The organism is Georgenia halophila (assembly GCF_039541595.1).
Genome location: NZ_BAABGN010000008.1, coordinates 253,514 through 271,528, shown reverse-complemented (window position 1 = coordinate 271,528; position 18,015 = coordinate 253,514). Strand labels below are relative to the sequence as shown.

The 18,015-nt window shown below is 67.7% G+C and carries 14 protein-coding genes and 5 pseudogenes; 7 read left to right on the top strand and 12 right to left on the bottom strand.

The features are described 5' to 3' along the window. Positions 1–270: 270 nt before the first annotated feature. Positions 271–1,287, bottom strand: coding sequence for a hypothetical protein (locus ABD907_RS10310; protein ID WP_345216160.1), 1,017 nt, complete (start codon positions 1,285–1,287; stop codon positions 271–273). Positions 1,288–1,391: 104 nt separating this feature from the next. Between ABD907_RS10310 and ABD907_RS10305 the strand changes: the two genes are divergently transcribed. Further along, positions 1,392–2,003 (top strand): TetR/AcrR family transcriptional regulator, encoded by a 612-nt coding sequence (locus ABD907_RS10305; RefSeq protein WP_345216159.1) that lies wholly within the window; start codon positions 1,392–1,394, stop codon positions 2,001–2,003. Between the two features lie 18 nt (positions 2,004–2,021). Here the strand turns inward: ABD907_RS10305 and ABD907_RS10300 are convergent. Beyond that, positions 2,022–2,192: pseudogene (locus ABD907_RS10300) on the bottom strand (SDR family oxidoreductase); the annotation flags it as partial. A 253-nt stretch (positions 2,193–2,445) separates the two neighbouring features. Between ABD907_RS10300 and ABD907_RS10295 the strand changes: the two are divergent. The 3 genes and pseudogenes from ABD907_RS10295 to ABD907_RS10290 form a co-directional block, all read left to right on the top strand. After that, a complete protein-coding gene (locus ABD907_RS10295; protein WP_345216158.1) occupies positions 2,446–2,673 on the top strand; it encodes a hypothetical protein in 228 nt (75 codons plus the stop codon). Between the two features lie 352 nt (positions 2,674–3,025). Next, positions 3,026–3,274: pseudogene (locus ABD907_RS21100) on the top strand (YfbU family protein); the annotation flags it as partial. A gap of 26 nt (positions 3,275–3,300) precedes the next feature. Further along, positions 3,301–3,627 (top strand): annotated as a pseudogene (locus ABD907_RS10290) (YfbU family protein); the annotation flags it as partial. 56 nt (positions 3,628–3,683) lie between these two features. Here ABD907_RS10290 and ABD907_RS10285 read toward each other — a convergent pair. After that, entirely contained in the window at positions 3,684–4,139 is a 456-nt protein-coding gene (locus ABD907_RS10285) for a DUF5946 family protein (protein ID WP_345216157.1), read from the bottom strand. 463 nt (positions 4,140–4,602) lie between these two features. On the opposite strand from ABD907_RS10285, the gene ABD907_RS10280 reads away from it, so the two are divergent. The 3 genes and pseudogenes from ABD907_RS10280 (at position 4,603) to ABD907_RS10270 (ending at position 9,335) form a co-directional block, all read left to right on the top strand. Then, positions 4,603–7,455 carry an RHS repeat domain-containing protein gene (locus tag ABD907_RS10280; RefSeq protein WP_345216156.1) on the top strand — a complete coding sequence of 951 codons (2,853 nt, stop codon included), beginning with the start codon at positions 4,603–4,605 and terminating at the stop codon, positions 7,453–7,455. After that, positions 7,452–8,138, top strand: a complete 687-nt coding sequence (locus ABD907_RS10275) for an RHS repeat-associated core domain-containing protein (protein ID WP_345216155.1) — start codon at positions 7,452–7,454, stop codon at positions 8,136–8,138. Before ABD907_RS10280 ends, ABD907_RS10275 begins: the two co-directional genes overlap by 4 nt. A gap of 638 nt (positions 8,139–8,776) precedes the next feature. Then, positions 8,777–9,335: pseudogene (locus ABD907_RS10270) on the top strand (recombinase family protein). A 334-nt stretch (positions 9,336–9,669) separates the two neighbouring features. On the opposite strand, the gene ABD907_RS10265 reads toward ABD907_RS10270, so the two are convergent. The 9 genes and pseudogenes from ABD907_RS10265 to thpR form a co-directional block, all read right to left on the bottom strand. After that, the gene (locus ABD907_RS10265) at positions 9,670–10,233 is read right to left on the bottom strand and encodes a dihydrofolate reductase family protein (protein ID WP_345216154.1); all 564 of its coding nucleotides are present in this window, start codon (positions 10,231–10,233) and stop codon (positions 9,670–9,672) included. Beyond that, complete coding sequence (locus ABD907_RS10260; protein WP_345216153.1) at positions 10,230–10,724, bottom strand: SRPBCC family protein; 495 nt, start codon at positions 10,722–10,724, stop codon at positions 10,230–10,232. The genes ABD907_RS10265 and ABD907_RS10260 overlap by 4 nt, the downstream gene beginning before the upstream one ends. Beyond that, positions 10,724–11,110 carry an ArsR/SmtB family transcription factor gene (locus ABD907_RS10255; RefSeq protein WP_345216152.1) on the bottom strand — a complete coding sequence of 129 codons (387 nt, stop codon included), beginning with the start codon at positions 11,108–11,110 and terminating at the stop codon, positions 10,724–10,726. The genes ABD907_RS10260 and ABD907_RS10255 overlap by 1 nt, the downstream gene beginning before the upstream one ends. A gap of 1,136 nt (positions 11,111–12,246) precedes the next feature. Continuing rightward, the gene (locus tag ABD907_RS10250) at positions 12,247–14,019 is read right to left on the bottom strand and encodes an ATP-dependent nuclease (RefSeq protein WP_345216151.1); all 1,773 of its coding nucleotides are present in this window, start codon (positions 14,017–14,019) and stop codon (positions 12,247–12,249) included. 140 nt (positions 14,020–14,159) lie between these two features. Further along, a complete protein-coding gene (locus ABD907_RS10245; RefSeq protein WP_345216150.1) occupies positions 14,160–14,891 on the bottom strand; it encodes a hypothetical protein in 732 nt (243 codons plus the stop codon). Positions 14,892–14,968: 77 nt separating this feature from the next. Further along, positions 14,969–15,346 (bottom strand): hypothetical protein, encoded by a 378-nt coding sequence (locus tag ABD907_RS10240; RefSeq protein WP_345216149.1) that lies wholly within the window; start codon positions 15,344–15,346, stop codon positions 14,969–14,971. A gap of 168 nt (positions 15,347–15,514) precedes the next feature. Continuing rightward, on the bottom strand, positions 15,515–15,961 hold the full coding sequence (locus ABD907_RS10235; protein WP_345216148.1) for a DUF4913 domain-containing protein: 447 nt from the start codon (positions 15,959–15,961) through the stop codon (positions 15,515–15,517). After that, positions 15,958–17,338, bottom strand: a pseudogene (locus ABD907_RS21250) (type IV secretory system conjugative DNA transfer family protein); the annotation flags it as partial. The gene ABD907_RS10235 and the pseudogene ABD907_RS21250, both read right to left, overlap by 4 nt. Positions 17,339–17,369: 31 nt before the next feature. After that, the gene (gene thpR / locus ABD907_RS10220; protein ID WP_345216145.1) at positions 17,370–17,999 is read right to left on the bottom strand and encodes an RNA 2',3'-cyclic phosphodiesterase; all 630 of its coding nucleotides are present in this window, start codon (positions 17,997–17,999) and stop codon (positions 17,370–17,372) included. Positions 18,000–18,015 lie beyond the last annotated feature (16 nt).

Below are 18,015 nucleotides of genomic sequence, written 5' to 3'. Positions count from 1 at the left end.
GGTCGGGCGGCAGGTGCGCGTCGTGCGCGCGGGACCGCCAGCGGGAGATTCTAGGTGGGACGCCCGCCCGGGCACTGAGGTGTCTCGAGGCTCGTCTCAGGCAGAGCCGGACCCGCAGCCCAGGGCGGGCCCGGTAAATCGTCCGGCACGGCCGGTGAGGCGGTCGATCACCTCACCAGCGTAGCGCGATGGCGTGGCAGGCCGTCACATCGGAGGAGTGTTCCGTGATGGAACCGAGCACGCCCGCGCTCGCGACGACGCTTCGGTCGCCTAGGCAGGTACCGGCTGCGAGGCGGCAGACTGCCCGTCGCGCGCGGCGCGCGCCCCGTTCTCGCCACGGTGTACGGGAAGCATGGCCAGCACCAGGCCGACGACGAGCCAGCTCGTGAGCACGATCAGCGGCACGGTCGCTCCGGCGCCGTCGAAGAACGCCACGGAGCGCAGGGCGGTGCCGGCCGCACCCGGCGGCAGCAGTTGGCCGAGCGTTCCCCAGCCCTCGGGCAGCATCTCGGGCGCGCTGCCGGCGGCCGAGAGCGGGTTTCCCAGAAGGACCATCGTGGCCGCGCCCAGACCGAGGCCAGGCCGCCCAAGGAGCCGATACAGGCCGAGAAGCGTCGCGCCGACGGCACCGATCGCCAGTGCGGCCACCGCCGAGTTGGCCCAGTACGACCCCTCGAGCGAACCGAGCCAGCCCTGCAGCACCCCGACCGTTGCCATGCCGCCGGTCGCGGCGGCGAGGGCCACACCGACGACGCGCAGTCCCACCGTGCCGACGAGGGTGGCGAGGAGCGCTGCCGTCAGGATGCCGGCGATCACCAGTGGCAGGAGCCCGGCGGACAGGCCGATGCCTCGCGGATCGTCCGACGGGAGCGGGACCACATCGGTGACCCGGAAGGGTCCGCCCGCCTGGGGCGGCACTCCTGCGGCGAGCTGGGTCAGCATCTGTGCCACGGCGGGGCTCGCGGCCGACGCCGTGAGGATCTCGCCACCCTCCTGACCGACGACCACGGCGCCGTACACCTCGCGGTCTTGGACGAGATCCACCGCTGCGGCACGGTCGGCGACGGTAGAGATCTCGAACGCTTCGCGCCCGGCGCTCTCGACGAGCTGGGTACTGACCTGCTCGGCGAGGGGCGCCGGCGCTGCCACCGCGATCGGCAGCTCGTGGGGCTCGCTGCGCACGTTCGCCCAGGTGAATGCCGAGACGATCACCGCCACGACGGCGGCGACGGCGAGAACCAGACCGAGCACCGGCGGCAAGGTCGTGATGGAGCTTCGCGCACTCATGATTACTCCTTCTTGCAAGACGAATGTTCGTTCTCCTTGCAAAAGGATCCACCTGGTGGGTCGACCTGTCAAGAACGATTGTTCGTTTTTGCTAGGGTGGGAGCATGCCCAAGGTCACTGCCGAACACCGCGAGGCGCGTCGCCGCCAGATCCTCGATGCCGCGATGCGGTGCGTCGCCGCGGACGGGTTCCACAAGACGACGATGGCCGACGTCATCCGGGCGTCCGACCTGTCAGCGGGTGCCGTCTACGGCTACTTCCGGGGCAAGCAGGATCTCATCGCGGCGATCGCCGACGAAGCCGTCGGAGGCATCGGTGAGGCCATCGATCACTTCATCACCACGAGCGCGCGAACTCCGTCGCTGCCGAGCGTGATCGACTACGTGGCAAGCCGCGTGGAGGACATGACGCTCGTCCGCGGCGTGGACATCACGCGGATCGGCGTCGCTGCCTGGGCGGAGGCGGTTCGAGACCCGGCCGTCCGCGAGATCGCCGCGCCGAAGTTCCTCACGATGCGTTCACGGCTGTCCCGCGTCGTCGAGGGGCTGCAGGCAGAAGGTCGCTGGGACCCCGACGCCGACCCGAACCAGGTGGCCGTCGCGGCACTCTCGCTGATGCCGGGTTACGTCCTCCAGCGACTCATCGTCCGAGACGTGGCGCCCGACCAGTACGCGACGGCGGTGAACGCCCTGCTCTCGGGGTCGACCGAGGACTGATCGGGCGCCGCGACCGGCTCACACGGCCGTGTAGCCGCCGTCGATCAACCAGTACGCGCCGGTGACGAAGGACGCGTCGTCGGAGAGCAGGAAGCGGACGACCCTCGCGACCTCGTCGGGCTGACCGAGGCGACCGAGCGGGTGCTTGGCGACGAGGGCGTCGTACACCTCCGCGGGCAGGTTCTCGAGGCACCGTTGTTGATCGCGGCGACGCGCCATGGCGAACGACCTCGAATCACGCGGAATCGACAAAGACACCGTCGCCGCCCGGGTGCGGGCTGACTCCGACGACGCCATGCCCGCGGCCGTGTCCGTCAGGGGCGACGTGGGCCGCGGTCGCGTCCCGAAGGCTCGCAAGACCCGCGGCCGCGGGCCACAGGCCGAGCGCACGGGACTGACCCGGTAGGACGCGACTGGCTCGACGGGCATATACGGTCGTGGTGTGGAGGAGGCCCCTGGACGTGAAATCTTCGGTCGTACGTTAGATCTGCGTCTCGCCTGGTTCCTTACCGCCTGCACGGCCGTGATCCTCATGGAGACGGTGAACCCAGCCACGTTGAGTTTCGTCGTGGTGGCCGTGCTGAACTTGGTCCGCGTCTATCGCCGTAGCGGCGAGGCCCAACCGAGGCCGGCGTCCGGCAGCGGTCTGCGCCCGCACGGCATCAGTTGAGTGCCGGAACTCGGTTCCGGACCAAGCCGGCGGCGACATCGACGACGATCGGCTCTTAAAGGTCAGGCGCACAGGTGCGCGGTCCCGCGTGAACCGGTCGAGGACTCCCGGGCGCAGCTCTGCGCGGGCCAGGGATGCGGGCCCGCCGGCGGGCGCAGGTGCGGGCCGAGGCTTGTGCCGGCCGCGGCACCAAAGGGCGTACTGCGGCCCACGACGCGCAGCGTCCCATCGACGGGCAGGCCGGCCACCAGGGCGGTCGGCCGCTCCAGGGGCCCGATGACAGCAGCGCAGATGACGTCGAGGGTCGCGCGATGCTTGACCTTGAGCCAGGTCCGTCGAGGCGCCCGACTCGCTGACCGCGGTCGAGCGCCTGGAACTCTCGCTCCTGCACCGGATCCTCGCGCGCCTGGTGGTTGACGACCCGAACACCGAGGATGGCGACCGGGAGGACCAGATGCGAGCGAAGGTACTCGAGCGCGGGTGGGTGTCGGAGTACCGGGACGAGTTCGCGAATATCCGACCGGAGGTCTCCCAACGCGAGACGACGTTCGTGATGGACGTTCTTGAGATGTTCAGCCGGCTCGAGCAGAGCTATACGAGCGGCTCTCGCCCAAGGAACGCGCTGAACTTGAGCCAGGCGCTAAGTACGAGGTGCGGTTCCGCGGGTTCGACTTCAACGACCGGCTCGAGGGGCGTCTGGCGGACTACGCGCGGTACCTCATCGAGCGGGACATGTGGGAGGACATGGCCAAGTACTTCGACGACGAGCACGAGCGCGGCAACTCGCACGTGCCAATGTACGAGACGTACACCCGGATGCTTGGGGAGTTCCAGCCGCTCTGGCGTCGGCGCGTCGAGAACATGACGAAGATGACTCAGGACCAGTTCGCCCTTAGCGTCGAGGAGATGCGGGCGATACTCGCCGCGCGAGTGAACCCCTCGAACCGGCGCTGAGCCCATCAGGAGACGCCCGTAAGCCGATCCCCTTGTGGGTGCCCATTGGGCAGTCGTCACAGAGTTACGCCTCTGGAGACTTCCACAGTCGCTTCCGCCCACTCAATCATGCGGTCTTCATAACCCCCAGCCGGGAACGTCCCATCAACAGAGACGTTCTCAATCGCAACGGCGAACGGCGGTAGCAACACCTTGCCCTCACAGTGATCATTGACCGCAGAGGGCGCTGCACGGCTCGAGTGGCTGTTACGCCGTACGGCGGCGTTCTGCATCGCATGAACGGCCTCGATCCCCTGGTTTACGAATGCGGCCACGATCGCTCGCTGAGCAGGCAGAGCACTCGCCTTGCACCGGCTCGGATGCTGGGCGAAGTAGCACGCCACGTTGACCCCGTGGAACCTCCCGAACGGCTGTACCCGCGAATGATCGAGCGCCAGAAGGGTCATAAAGTGGTCCTCACAGATGCCGAGGTCGTTACTACCTCCGCACTCCGCGCACGTCGTCCGGTTCATCCCATCAAACTAAAGGCTCTCGCGACGTCAAGCTCAACCTTCCCGGCCTAGTCAAGGCTGAGCGTGTCCGGCGCGGCTCCGGTTATGGCACTGTGTCGGTTGAGGGTCCTTCTCCGGGACAGCGTTGACGACCTGGCGTGGCGAGACTAAGTCCGAGAAGGCGGAACGCCTCCGCGATGTCCGTATCGTTCGGGGTCATCGGGTGGAGGGCGAGAGAGCGGCGAGGACGGGGCTGAAGGCTGAGTCCCCCGCGCCGTGGGTCTGGTATGCCTTAGCGGTTACCCGGGCCGTCCATCAAGCCAGCGGGCCGCGACCCACACGATCCTCTGCCGCCGCCCTGACCGATCACAGGCTTTGCCGAAAATTCGACGTTCATTTCCCTCCGCGCCGGACGGTACGGGCTCTATGTTGTGCTAATCGCCCGGCGGGCAACGGCGTCCCTGGGGTTCTGCAGGGGCTTGCCATGCGTAGCAAGACGTTGTTGACGGCGGGGTTGTCTTCGGTGTTGGTGCTGGTGGGGGCGACCGCGGCGGTGGCCGCAGCACCGTCGGTGCCGGACTCGCTCGAGGTGGAGCTGACCGCTACCCACAGACCGGTGTTGACGGCCCGGGTCTCGGACCCGGACGGTGGCACCGTCTCGGGACAGTTCTTCGCTCGCCGGGCAGGTGCCGCCTCCTGGGACCTCATTGACGGGCAGACGGCGTCCGGGACCGCCGGGTCGGTGGTCCGGGCTACTTTGCCGGCTCTGCCGGCCGGGGCACGGGTGGAGTGGACGGTCAAGGCGTGCGACGCCCCGTCCTCGTGCTCGGCCGCGGCCCCGGTCGAAACCACGCGGGTCTCTCCCATGCTGGGGGCCGGGGAGCGCAAGAGCGCCACCACGGTGCCGTTCCAGCTCGGCGACCGCGTCCAGGCCGAGGTCGACGTCGGCACGGGAAACCTGCTGATCACTGCGGCCGGCCTGCCGGTGCCCGGGGTGTCGGGAGACCTGGACGTCGGGGTGGCCTACAACTCCCTGGCAGTGGGCTCCGGTGCCGAGCAGGACACCGCCTCCAGTGCCCTGGGTTGGGGCTGGACCCAGTTGGTCGGGTACGGGGTGACCCTGCGCGAGGGGTCCGCCGGGGCCGTGGTGTACTCCGGGCCAGGCGGGCTCACCGGCACTTTCGTCCCGACCGGGACGGGTGGGTACACCGCCCCGGCGGGCATGCCCGCCGACCTGGCCAACACCGCGGGCGGGTGGACGCTGACCGACCACGCCACGGCGTCGGTGCTGGTCTTCGATTCCGCCGGCGACCTGACCCGGGTCCTGGATCGCAACGGCAATGAGACCGTCATCACCCCCGGCGAGGACGGGGCAGCTGGATCGGTGCCCGAGAAGATCACCGGCACGGCCGGGCCCGCGTCCGCGCGGGTGGTTCACGTGGGCACCGGCCCATACGGGCGCGTCTTAGGCCTGTCCCAGAACAGCTCCGGGTCGACCACCCGGACAGTGGGATACGGGTACACCGGCAGCGACCTGACCACGATCACCGACCCGCTGAACCGCACGACGACGCTGACGTACGTGGGCCACCGCCCGGTCCGGGTCGACGCCCCCGGCGGGGTGACCACCCACATCGCGTACGACGGCAAGGGCCGGGTCACCATGGTCCGCCAGGTCAACACCAGCCCCGGATCGCCGGGGGACTCGATCACCCGGTTCGCCTTCCCCACGGACACCCAGACCCTGATGTCGGACCCGTCCCAGGAGGAGGCCGGGTCACCGACCACGGGGCTGCGGACGACCTACACGCTGACGTCTGACATGACCGGGTGGGTGACCCGGGCCGTGGACGCCCAGGGCCGGGAGCGGTCGGTCACGTTCAGCCCGCACTTCGACGCCGCCACACAGACCACCGGGACCGGGACGACGGCGGGGACGACCACGAACACGTACGGGGCCAACGACGGGGAGTCACTCACCGAGCAGACCTGGCCGACCGGGGCAGCCTGGGAGTGGGAGTACACCGGCACTACCGCGGCGACCCAGTACTCCCCGACATCGGCCATCGACACCGCCGGCAACGAGACCGTGCACACCTACACCGGTGCAGGCAACCCCGCCACGGTCACCGACCCCGGCGGGGCACAGGCCGCGGTGACGTACCACCCGGACGGGACGGTGGCCACCGCCACCGCCCCCGGGAACGCCGGTAACCCCACGACCTACACGTACAACACGAACTCCCAGCTCACCACGATCACCCCGGTCACGGGCAGCTCCCTGGGGACCAGGACATACACCTGGGACGAGTTCGGGCGCCTGGCCAGCGAGACCAACGGGCGCGGGGTGACCACCACCTACGCCTACGACAAGAACGGCCGGCGGCTCAGCGTGGACTACTCCACCACCGCGGCCGCCCCGGACATCACCTACACCTACAGCCCGGCCGGGCAGGTGACCACCCGCGTCGACACCTCGGGAACAACCACGTACGGGCACGACCAGCTCGGCCAACTGATCTCCCGGTCCCACTCCGCCGGCGGGGGCACCATCGCCTACGGCTACGACAAGGCCGGGCGGCTCGCGTCCACCACCGACACCCGGGGCACCACCAGCTACGAGTACGACACCGCCGGAGCCCTGGTCAGCATGACCACCCAGGTCGGGACGAAGCAGACCCTGACCAACTTCGCCGTCGACGACCACGGCCGGCGCACCGACACCTGGCTGGCCACCAGCCCGGACAACGCGAGCTGGGCCGTGCACTCCAAGACCGACTACGACCCAACAGGGCGGATCTCGAGAATCACCGCCGAACGCCGACCCGAGAGCACCGAGACCCCGATCACTGAGGTCGACATCTCCTATTGCTACACCACCGCCACGACAGCCCCGACCTGCACGGGCACGGCGCAAAACGACCGGTCGAACCTGCAGTGGCAGCACAACCGCCTCACCGACCAGACCACCACCTACACCTACGACACCACCAACCGGCTCACCGACGCCCACATCAGCGCAGGCACCAACCAAGACGGTGACCCCCTACCGCAGGTGACCTACGCCTACGCCTACGACACCCGCGGCAACCGCACCAGCCAGACCGTCACCACCGGGACCGGGGCCGGGGCGAGCACGACCACCCAGAACCTGACCTACAACCCCGGCAACCAGATCACCACCGCCGGCTACGCCTACGACGGAGCGGGGAACCAGACCACCGACCCCGCCGCCGGGACCATCAGCTACACCCCCGGCGACCAGATGGCCACCGTGGCCCGGGCCGGGAACACCCACACCTACACTACGCCGGCACCGACAACACCGAACTCGTGAACCAGACCACGCCGGAGGGCACCTACCGCTACACCTACGGGCGCACCGGAGCCACCGGCAAACCCACCATCGAGCAGGTCCGCCACGGCAACGACACCGCCTATCTAGAGAACGACCCCACCACCGGGCAACCCATCGTCCTGCGCACCGCCTCCGGGATGCAGTCCCTGTACATCTACGACCACCTCGGCTCACCCATCGCCCTGATCACCCAAGCCCCCTACCCCGCCTTCGCCTACACCTTCGACCCCTACGGGGCCGCCCAACTCACCGAGGACTCCGGCGGCTCAGGCACACACCAAAACCCCCTGGGCTACACCTCCGGCCTAAAGGACCGCACCACCGACTTCACCCTCAACGGCGCCCGCTACTACACTCCCACCACCGGCAGGTGGACCCAACAAGACACCCTCGACACCCCACTCGACCCAGCCAACGCCAACCGCTACGCCTACGTCGCCGGCAACCCCATCAACTACACCGACCCCACCGGGACCGCATCGGCTTGTGCAACCACAAGCTTCGTATTCGATCTTGTGGGTGCAGGTGCAACAGTCGCTGGAGGCGTTGCTTATGCCACCGGAGCCGCTGTTCTTGCCGGCGCCTCGCTCGCCGTGGGTGGTGCGGTACTTCCCGCGGCCCTCGCCCTAACCATTTACGGCTATGCTACTGGTGATTGTTGATGGTTGAACTTGCTTGGCTGCTTGTTTTCATAAGCGCGCTGACTCTGGGCGTTGGCGGTCTGCTGTTCTTAGTCGTCTCGTCGGTCGATCGCAAGTCAGAAAGGGGTAGACGGATCGCAGCAATGGTAGTGACCGCAGGTGTAATCGCCTTTATCTCCGCTCTTGTGCGCTTCTTCCTCCTGTAAGGCACGACTTCCAGCCGCCAGGGCGGGGCCCACGATGCTAGGGCTCCATGTGGGACCGGCCAAGGGAGCAATGATCAGCACCTGTGGATGGCTCTCGGCGAGGTGGCGTGAAGTGGGCGCACCTTCGACTGGTTCAACAGGCGACGCCCCTACGAGTACTGCGACGACCTCACGCCCACCGAGGCCGAGCAGGCTCACTACGCTCACCACCAGGCACCAGCAGCAGCTGGAGTCTCAAACTAAAAAGGTCTCCGGACTCGCCGGGCGGTTCATTGTGTACCGCGGCCTTCGCACCTTACTGGGGTGTCCGCAAGCCGGTCCCTCACCGGGACAGTGTTGATGACCAGGCGTGACGAGCTGAGCCGTTGAGTTGCTGCGGATCACATAGTCGCGTAAGACCCGCCCGAAAAAGTGCCCGGTGAAGGTGCGCTAAACGCTACAGGCGGGCCGGTGATGATCGGATACGCGCGGGTCTCGACGAATGAGCAGGACCTGACCGCCCAACGCGAAGCACTCGTGTCGCTCGGCGTCGCCGAGGACGTGCTTTACGTCGACCACGGCCTGACGGGCGCGACCCGGACTACGTGAAGCACTTGCCGCCTGCCGGGCCGGGGACACCCTCGTGGTCACCAAGCTCGACCGTCTTGCCCGGTCACTGCCGGATGCTCGAGACATCGCCGATGAGCTCACCTGCAAGGGTGTGACCCTCAATCTCGGTGGGAGCCTGTACGACCCGATCGACCCGGTCGGCCGGCTGCTGTTCAACGTCCTCGGGATGGTTGCCGAGTTTGAGGCCGACCTGATCCGGATGCGTACCCGCGAGGGCATGGCGGTCGCTAAGGCGAAGGGCCGGCTGCGTGGCAAGCAGCCCAAGCTCTCGAAGTCGCAGGAGGAGCACCTGGTTGCCCTGCATCGCGCGGGTAGCCACACCACCGCCGAGATCGCCGAGCTGTTCGGGATCGCACGCTCGACCGTCTACCGCGCTGTTCAGCGGGCGGGCGCTCAGGGTTGAGGTTCCGCAAGGTCGCTTGGCCCATGGGCTTATCCGGGCAACGCACCCCTGCCGAGGTCGAGAGCCCAACCAAGCCGGTCGAGTCCCTTGGGCGCCTGAGGCAGTTGCCCGGCGACCTTGCGCGGTGGTTGGTGCGAAGCCCTCTTCGGAGTTTGGTACGCGCCGCAAGCTCTGCGGCTGCGCTGAGGCGGACTAGAGCTCGACGCGGGAGCCTGCCGGTGACAACCCAGTTCACCGACACCGCTGGTTGCTCGAGATACGCCCCGGCCGATCGGCTATGAGCGCTCCGCACGTCATGGGGGCTCGCGCCCGGCGAATCAGGCAGGGCCGCGAGTCACAGTCCCAGTGGGCGGTACCGGAGGAGTACGACGCCGTTTCCGAATCGGCGTTCATCGATGAGCTCGAGGTCAACGCGCGCGTCGGTCGGTAGGGCCGGCTTTCCCCCACCGAGGACAGTGGGCAAGACGTACAGCTGGCACTCGTCAACCAGCCCGGCCTTGACTGCCTGGGACGCGAGGTTTGCACCCCCTACGGTTATGTCGCTTCCGGCCGCGGCCTTCAGTTCGCGCACTGCGGTGGGGTCGAAGTGGCGTTCGATTCGGGTGTTTGCGGTCGACGCGGCGGTCAGCGTCGTGGAGTAGACGATCTTGTTCGCCGCCTGCCAGGCGGTCGCAAACTCGCTGAAGAGGTCGGACTGGGCCGCCAGCGTGGCGTCGGTCTCCCAATGGGCCATCGTTTCGTACAGGCGCCGCCCGTAGAGGAACGTGCCCGCGGACAGCAGGAGGTCGGTGTGGGACCGGAACACCTCGGCGTCCACCGGAAAGAAGTCGACGGCGCCACGCTCGTCCTCGATGTAGCCGTCCAGACTCATGTTGTTCACGTAGATCAGCTTGGTCATGTCACGACACCTTCCTCATCGACCGCGATCCGGGCACTTGCCAGCGTGGCGTCCAGCTTGGTGAACGCCTCGAACCACCCCTGCTCGCTGGGGCCCGACAGGTGCGGCGGGAGCCACTGGCGGATCTCGAGTCGCGTGCGTCCCTCGCCCTCGTCGTGGAACTCGACTCGGAGTCTTGTTGCGAACGGCTCGATGTCCTCTTGCAGCTGGCCAGTTACGTGCATGACGCCCTCGAGCAGCTCGCCGTCCGTGACGTCTGTGAGATTGATGTCGATGTGGATGCGAAGGTCTGGGTCGTTAGCAGAGACCTCCGTCCACCGCTGATAGCCGCCGGGACGCACGTCGATGTCGATCTCCTCTCGCGGCAGCGAGTGGCCCATCGGTCCCCACCATTCCGCCAGGTGGTCCGGATCGGTGAAGGCTCGGTAGACCAGCTCACGTGGTGCGTCGAACACGCGCGAGATAGCGAGTTGCCGAGTTTCGGTTTCCATTAGAGCTCCTGGTTGTCGGTGACTTCGGGGTCGTTGGCCGTCCGGTCCGGTGCGCGTTCGGCGGCCTGCACCGCGGCAAGGTGGGCATCGAGTCGGTCGAGGGAGGAGTCCCAGAAGCGCCGGTAGCGATCGATCCAGTCGGCCGCGTCGCGCAGTGGGGCGGCCTGGAGGTGGCTCCCGCGCCACTTGCCCGACCGTGTCCGCGAGATGAGCGCGGCGCGCTCGAGCACCTTCAGGTGTCGCGACACCGCCGGCATCGAGATGGGGAGGGGAGCGGTGAGCTCGGTGACGGTGGCGTCGTGTTCGGCCAACTCGACGAGGATTGTCCGTCGAGTCGGGTCTGCGAGCGCTGAGAACACCGCGCTGAGCTGGTCACTGCCGGCCATCCAAACCCCTCACACATTTAACCGATATGTTAAATGAAACGCGAGTCGCGCTCTGCTGTCAAGGGGGAGGCGTTCAGCGGGCCGGCCCGATCAGTCGAGAAGAGGCGGGAGCCGAGGAGTACGCCACCCTGCGAGGACGGCGCCTGCGGGCCGGGCCCAGCGGCGGATGATCGCCCGGGTGTCATCAGGCCAGATGGGCTATCTCCCAGCACGCAGCGCCCGCTGCTTGTGTGGTCCCGGACATCGGCGCGCCTGGTCACCGAACGATGCAGATTCCAGATGGGAACGATCCACGCGCCGAGCGAACTTCTTCCGCTTGATGGCGCACGACACCAGGACCAACCCTCAGCCACATGCGAACCAGCGCCGGGCCAGCTTGGCGAGCGATCCGCTCGTGCACGCGAGCAGCAGGCACGCGAGGCCCGCTGACGCTTCGAAGCCGAGCGGCAGGCGCACAAGAGCGAGCCAAATGACGATACACGGAAGTCCGGGAGTGGCCACTCACAAGCGTTATGTCAACGCAAGTTGACATAACGGCTGCTATCGGCGTTTCGGACGGATAGCGTCCGTAGCCGGTCGGTGGCTGGAACGGTCGCGTGGGGACGTTCAGGCTTGCCCGCCGGGTGAACGTGCGGTTTCGTCAAGGTCTAGATTTCAGGTCGTGTTGTATGACTTCGTTCTCGGCGTTGTGGCTTCCGCGGTCACCGGCGTCGGCCTGTGGGCAGTGCTTCCTCGCGGCGCCGCCTTGACACGGACGTCGGTGGGTCCAGACGAGTGGACAGTCCGGAATGACTCACCGGTGCCGGTTAAGCTCACCTCCGTCAAGTGGCAGGGCGTCGACACGATGGAAGGCGACAAGCTCGTATGGCGTGAGGTACCAGCCGACGCGGAACATGATGCTGGAGTCGGCTTGATTCCGAATGACGATCAGCTGTACTACGAGTTGATCCTGTCGCGCGGCAGGTGGCAGGGCTTTGTCGTACCGCCGGGCGACGACCTGATCGCAACGGTGATTGAACAACCGCGTCCTGCGCATCAAGTACCGCCGCGCCGGCTGGACAGGAATCCTCGAGCGTCGGGAGATCAGTGTTCACGGCGGGACCTAGCGGTGCGCCCTAACACGCGATCCAACTCCATCAGAAGGGCGGCTCGTCGCTCGCCCACGGGTCTGCGGCCGCTTCCCAAGGGTCTTGGCCGCTCCAGGGCGCATCGGCGGGCGGAACCTGATCATCATCGCCACGAATCGCGCGCACCAGAGCGGCGAGCTGCTCACCCGGGGCACCGGTGAAGTCGGACTCTTTCAACCGCTCTGCTGCATATCGGGCTCGCAGCGGCTTCGACTCGCCGACGGAGCTCACGGCCTCCTCGTGGAGCTTTGCCCACTGATCACCGAATAGCGCCTTCATGGCGCCCTCGAAGTTCGGGTCCAACGTGGCGTATCCCTGGCCGATGGATAGCGGCTCACCGATGAGAGTCGCCAGCTCGGCGGGGTCACCTTCACGACCGAGCGCGGCCGCGATATCGCGGCGCTTGGTCACCAGGTCCGTTGCCTCTTTCCCAACCTTGTTCGAGTCGGTGTCGAATACACAGAAGCAGTCGATGCCGAGCGCGGTGTAGAGCCTGTGCCACTTAGGGATGTTCCCGATGCCCTCGACCGAGACGACCGCGACGCCCTCTCTCAGCACGTCGAGATCTCGCGCGCGAAGCAGCTCGGGCAGAGCGAACGCCTCGGTCGGCCCCTCGACCAGCACGCACCGCCGCGCGAACAGACCGCTCACGATCTCCGTCGTGGCGCCAGCCGCATAGAAGGGGCCGATGGTTTCAGGTGTGGTGCGGTCTGGGTCGGCGCCGCGCTCGACGAGCGCTGTCCTCAACTCCTCGCGGGACCGCTGGGCCACCCTCGTGGCGCCATCCGCGTCCTTGCGCACCATAGCCAGGCTCTCCGGCCGGGCTAGATCAACGAAGTGCGGCGAGTGCGTCGTGACAACCACCTGAAGACCAGGCGCGGTCAGACCGTTGAGCCGGGTCGCTAGCCAACGCTGCGCAAGCGGGTGAAGGTTCGCTTCAGGCTCGTCGATCACCAAGATGGTTCCCTCGGACCGGCCGTACGCCATCGCGTAGGCGTAGGCAAAAGCAAGGGCGAGCACCTGCGATTGACCAGTACCGAGCTCGTCGAAGTTCCGCGCCTCATCGGAAAGCTTGGGATGGACCCGCAGCGATCGGAAGAAGTTGCTCGGATCGTACGCGCTGAAGTCGACATCCAGTCGGTAGGGCAGATTCTGGCCGAAGTCCTCGGCGGTCTCCGCGAGCAGCCTCTTGAACTCGGCGAACTCGGGCACCCCGTTGAACTCCTCGAGCAAGCCCGCGAAAATTGCGGCGAGTTGCTCCTTACGACCAGGGTTGTCAAGCAGTCGCTCGTGGAACCGGTGCATGAGCTTGGAGAGCATCGTGTACTTGCTCGCGTAGCTCAGCTGGTAGTCGAGCCGCCGGTCCGCGTCGAGCACCGCCGCCGACAGGGCAGAGCGCATCTCGCGCCTCACATAGGACTTCCCGCAGAACTGGTTGCTGCACCTAAACCGGTACGTGGCCGGATTGCCGTCCTCCGCCATCTCCTGCGTGTCATATGTCCACCTGAAGTAGGACGCCTCGCCGCTCTGGCAGTAGGGGCACACGATCCCCGAGACCTCGGCGCCGATGTCCACGGCGATGCCGTCACTGTCTCGACCGTGGAAGTCGTGGTCATCGAGTCTTCGGGTGCCGGGCCACAGGTCACCAAAGAGAATGTCGAGCGCGCGCGTGACGTTGCTCTTGCCCGCGTTGTTCTCGCCTAGCAGCACTAGCGTCCCGGTATCGGGGAAACCGACCGTCACCCTGTCCTCGCCGATTGACCGCAGGTTCTGAACACTCAAACTCTGAATTCGTGGCGCCATAACTCCGCTCCGTTCTCTTCGTGGAGATCAAGTGTCGCGGTCCGAAGAACCTCCCGGGACGGATCTGCGTCATGGCCTATCGGGTGACATGCCGAACACGTGAAGCGATGCCCAATCCCTCAGTATCGCGGCCTGCCCTGGAGGATCTCGAGGTCCCAGTCGTCGGTGACGGCGCGGAACGCGGGCCTGTCGACGTTGAAGTCCTCGAGGGTCTTTGGATCGTTCTCGCCTGGGGTCAGGCCGTCGTCCGCGCGGCGGTCCCACCAGGCCCAGCAGTTCCCGTAGCCAGTCTTGGATACGAACTGGATGCCGAGTGGTCGGGAGCCGTCGAAGAGGGTCTGGCCGCGTACGTGCTCGGCGAGGAGGGTCGTTACCGCGCGGTTCTCCCCCGTGGTGCCGCTCAGGGTCAGCATGGGGACGCCGAGCCTCTTCAGTGGTTCCGCGAGGTCGAGTCCGAGCCGGTTCAGGGTGTCCTTGTGGTCGATCTGGACCCACCAACTGGTCGCGGGCATTCGTACCTGGTGCACGCAGCGGCTCATCTGCCAGTCGGCGCTGATTGCCCAGGGCCGTCCCATGCCGTTCTTGGTCGCCTCCGACTGGACTCGCTCGACGTAGTCATCGACAGACAATCCGACCGCGTCGGCGTCGGCCTGCAGAGCGATGCGCCTGGCTCGGAATGGCTGGAGTACCTCCGCGAACGCGGTCGTCTCGTGCTCGGCGAAGTAGACCGTGCGGCCGATGGTGTCGAAGCGGCCGCGCCGGTCTGCGGAGTTCTCGGGAAGCGGGCCGACGTGCGCATTCATCCGCACGGCGAGGATCCCTCCGGAACGGGTGTACTTCTCCAGTGCCACACGCCAACCCTCTTGGCCGCGTGCGGGCACCAGGTACAACCCGGTCTCGGGGCAGATTCGAGGTTGGGTCGGCGCACTCACGCCGCGGGCGACCCATCGATAAAGGCCAGGGCGGCCCCCATGACGTCAGCGCTCCTGAGCTCACGCACCGCGGAGACCGGAGTGTTCTCGTCCAGTCGCGGATTCGCCCCCACGAGCCACGCCAGCGCGACGTTGGGGCCTTCTGCCTGTTCCAGCATGTGCCACACCCGATAACCAAGCCGGAGTTGGTTGACCGTCCGCAGCCGTGGCTCTGGCCCGTCGGGCCGTGCCCACCGCGCCGGCTGGCCCCGGTCCTTCGTGCCCGTCATCGCCTGAACGACGGTCGTCCCGACGTTCTCGTTCAGCACACGCACCAGGTCGTGGATGTCCAACCGAGTCGCATCGGCGTGGGTGGTCTCGACATCGCCTCTCATACTGACAACCTACCTCGACTCCATCACGAAAGCCACTAGAAAGCCAGGTCCGCTTCGGTCACGAGATCTCATGATCGCGACCGGAGGCCGGCAAGGTAGGGGCTCTCCTTGACGTCGAGCAGCGCCTCCCGCCAACGGTCCTGATGGACAGGCGTACACGATCGTTGCTCATGTCGGGGTGTCTCGTTCGTCGGGGAAGAGGCCGGCGGGTGGTTCGGTGTACGGCAGTGGCTCGTCGCGGTTGTTGGTGTCTTTGACGCCGTGGAAGGTGCCGTCGGGGTCCATGAGGGCGGGCATGTGGTGGTCGGCGTGGTCTCGCCACCAGAGGCTGGCGCCGGTGGCTGGGTCGAGGCGGTGGTGTTCCCAGGCGCGCCAGAGGGCGTCGAGGCGGCTGATGGCTTCGCCGTACTTCCACCACTGCGCGGCCCAGACGCGGCGCTGGCCGTCGATGCGGCGCCGGTACTGGTAGCGCAGGTATTCGCGCACGAACTCATCGACGGAGCCGTAATAGAGCTGCGGCGCGTCCTCGGCCGCGGTGCCAGACGCGCTGCCGGTCGCGCTGTCGTCGGCCGGGCCGTCTCCCCAGTCGTCCGCCAAGTCGTCGGTGGTGGTCATGATGCCGGCTCCTGCGCGAGCGACGAGGAGACCGTCAGTGCCTCGGTCTCGGCTTCGCGGATGGTGCGTTCGCCTTGGGGGTCGTGCGCGGTGATGGAGGCGCGCACGGCGTCGGCGTGCGGGCCGCTCATCCAGGGCTGGGTACGGATCAGCGCCGGCCGCGAGCCCGATGCGAGGACGAGGGCGCGGCCTTTGGGCATGGCGGCGAGGTCGGCGACGTCGAGGATCCGTTCGCGCTGGAGCTGACGCGAGACGGTGCGGTGCCCGCGGCCCACGGACAGCGAGGAGGATTCGCGGTCGTACTCACCGACCATGCGGGAGAGGTCCTCGAGGAAGGCGGCTTCGCTGACCCCGCCGCCGTAGCACTTGATGTTGGCGGCGGACCACAGCTTCTTCATGCCGGACTCGCCCCAGACGTCTACGCCCTGGGACCAGGACTGCAGGATCGTCATCAGGACGATGCCGCGCGAGCCGTAGTGGCTGTACAGGTTGGGGAGCTCGCGCCAGCGGCAGACGTTGGCCGCTTCGTCGAGCACACCGAGCAGCGGTGTGGCGAGCCGCCCGCCCGGGGAATGCACGGCGAGGTCCTCGGCTGCCTCGACCACCGCCACCGTCAGGGCGGTCACCAGCGGGCCGGCGGTGCCCCGGCCTTCCTTGGACAGGCTGACAGGGTGCCGCCGTCGCGGACCAGCTCGACCGGGTCGAGCTGTGGCCGGGCCTCTGCCGGCCCTTCGGGGGTCACCCAGCGGGCGATCTGCCGGTTGGTCAGGCAGGACGCCATCTGTGCGCGGTGCCGAACACGCCCCCGCGCTGCCTATCCGGCGCGAGTACGACCCCGGCGACTTGGTCGGCGGTCAGGTCGTAGCCGTGCTCACGAAGGATGTCGACCCCTTCCTCGTCGCTCGGGCGGGTCAGCCAGGTGTAGACCTGGGTGATCGGGCGCCGATCCAGCGCGGCGGCCAGGAGCATCCCCGCGAGGAGGTCCTGGCCGGCTGGGTCGAAGTAGGCATCGGTGCGGGCGCCGGGATCTCGGGAGCCGGCGGCGAAATGCTCCGCGAGCTTTTGTGCCCTGACCTCATCGGTGACGTAGCTCAACGGGTTCCACCACCACGCGGCCGCCTCGGCGCAGATGCCCTGAGGGTCGAAGACCCACACCCGCCCGGACGCGGCCTCGCGCGGGCCACGGGTGGCGTCGACGACATCGCGCTTGTTCGAGGTGATCAGCACCGCGCCGGGCGCCTCGAGGATCGCCGCGATCGCCCGCGAGGTCGTCTTCCCCGTCCGTGGGCCCCACACGTCGAGGTCCATGTCCTCCCACGAGCCGTACAGCTGCCGGCCACCGTTGACGGTAGGGCCGATCGGCACACCCGGGGAGCCACCCGCGGATGGGCGCCATGGTGGTGGCCGACTACTCACCGCCGAGCACGACCTCCGCGAGCGGCGTGTGCAGCGCCGTGCCGCTCCTGCCGGCCCCGAGCTCGGAGAGCATGAGGTGTGCCGAGTCGGCGGTCCACGGAGGCCCGCTGTAGACGGACAGCGCCCGAGCGCGACGACGGAGCTCGCGGTCGCCGACGCGCCGATCCCGTGAGCGCGCGAGCGTGACGTGCGCGCGGCGACGGTCGCGAGGCACCGGCTCGTGCCCGCCGGTAGCGGTGTTTCGGTGACCAACCCCCTCACAGTCCGCCATCAGCCGCACGAGCTCGCTGCGCGACTCGCTGTGCCCGCGAGGTTCCTGCTCCTGCACGCCGACCCAGAGCGTCCGCCCGGAGAAGACCCCCGCGCCCCGCAGCCGGAGCGGCAGCGGCGGGAACGCGGCCACGGCGCTCCGCAGGTCACTCGTGAGCTCGTCCACCGCACCGGCCGGAACCTCGCCGAAGAAGGCCAGGGTGATGTGCCGCTCGCCCATCGGGACCCACCGCAGCGCGGGCCGGCCGGCCCCGGGCAGCGGTGCCGGATCCTGGTCGGTGACGGCGCGGACCGCCAGGTCGAGGTGCTCGCTCACGTCCTCGGGCAGATGGAGAGAGACATAGAGCCGCATCCGACAAGGATGCGAC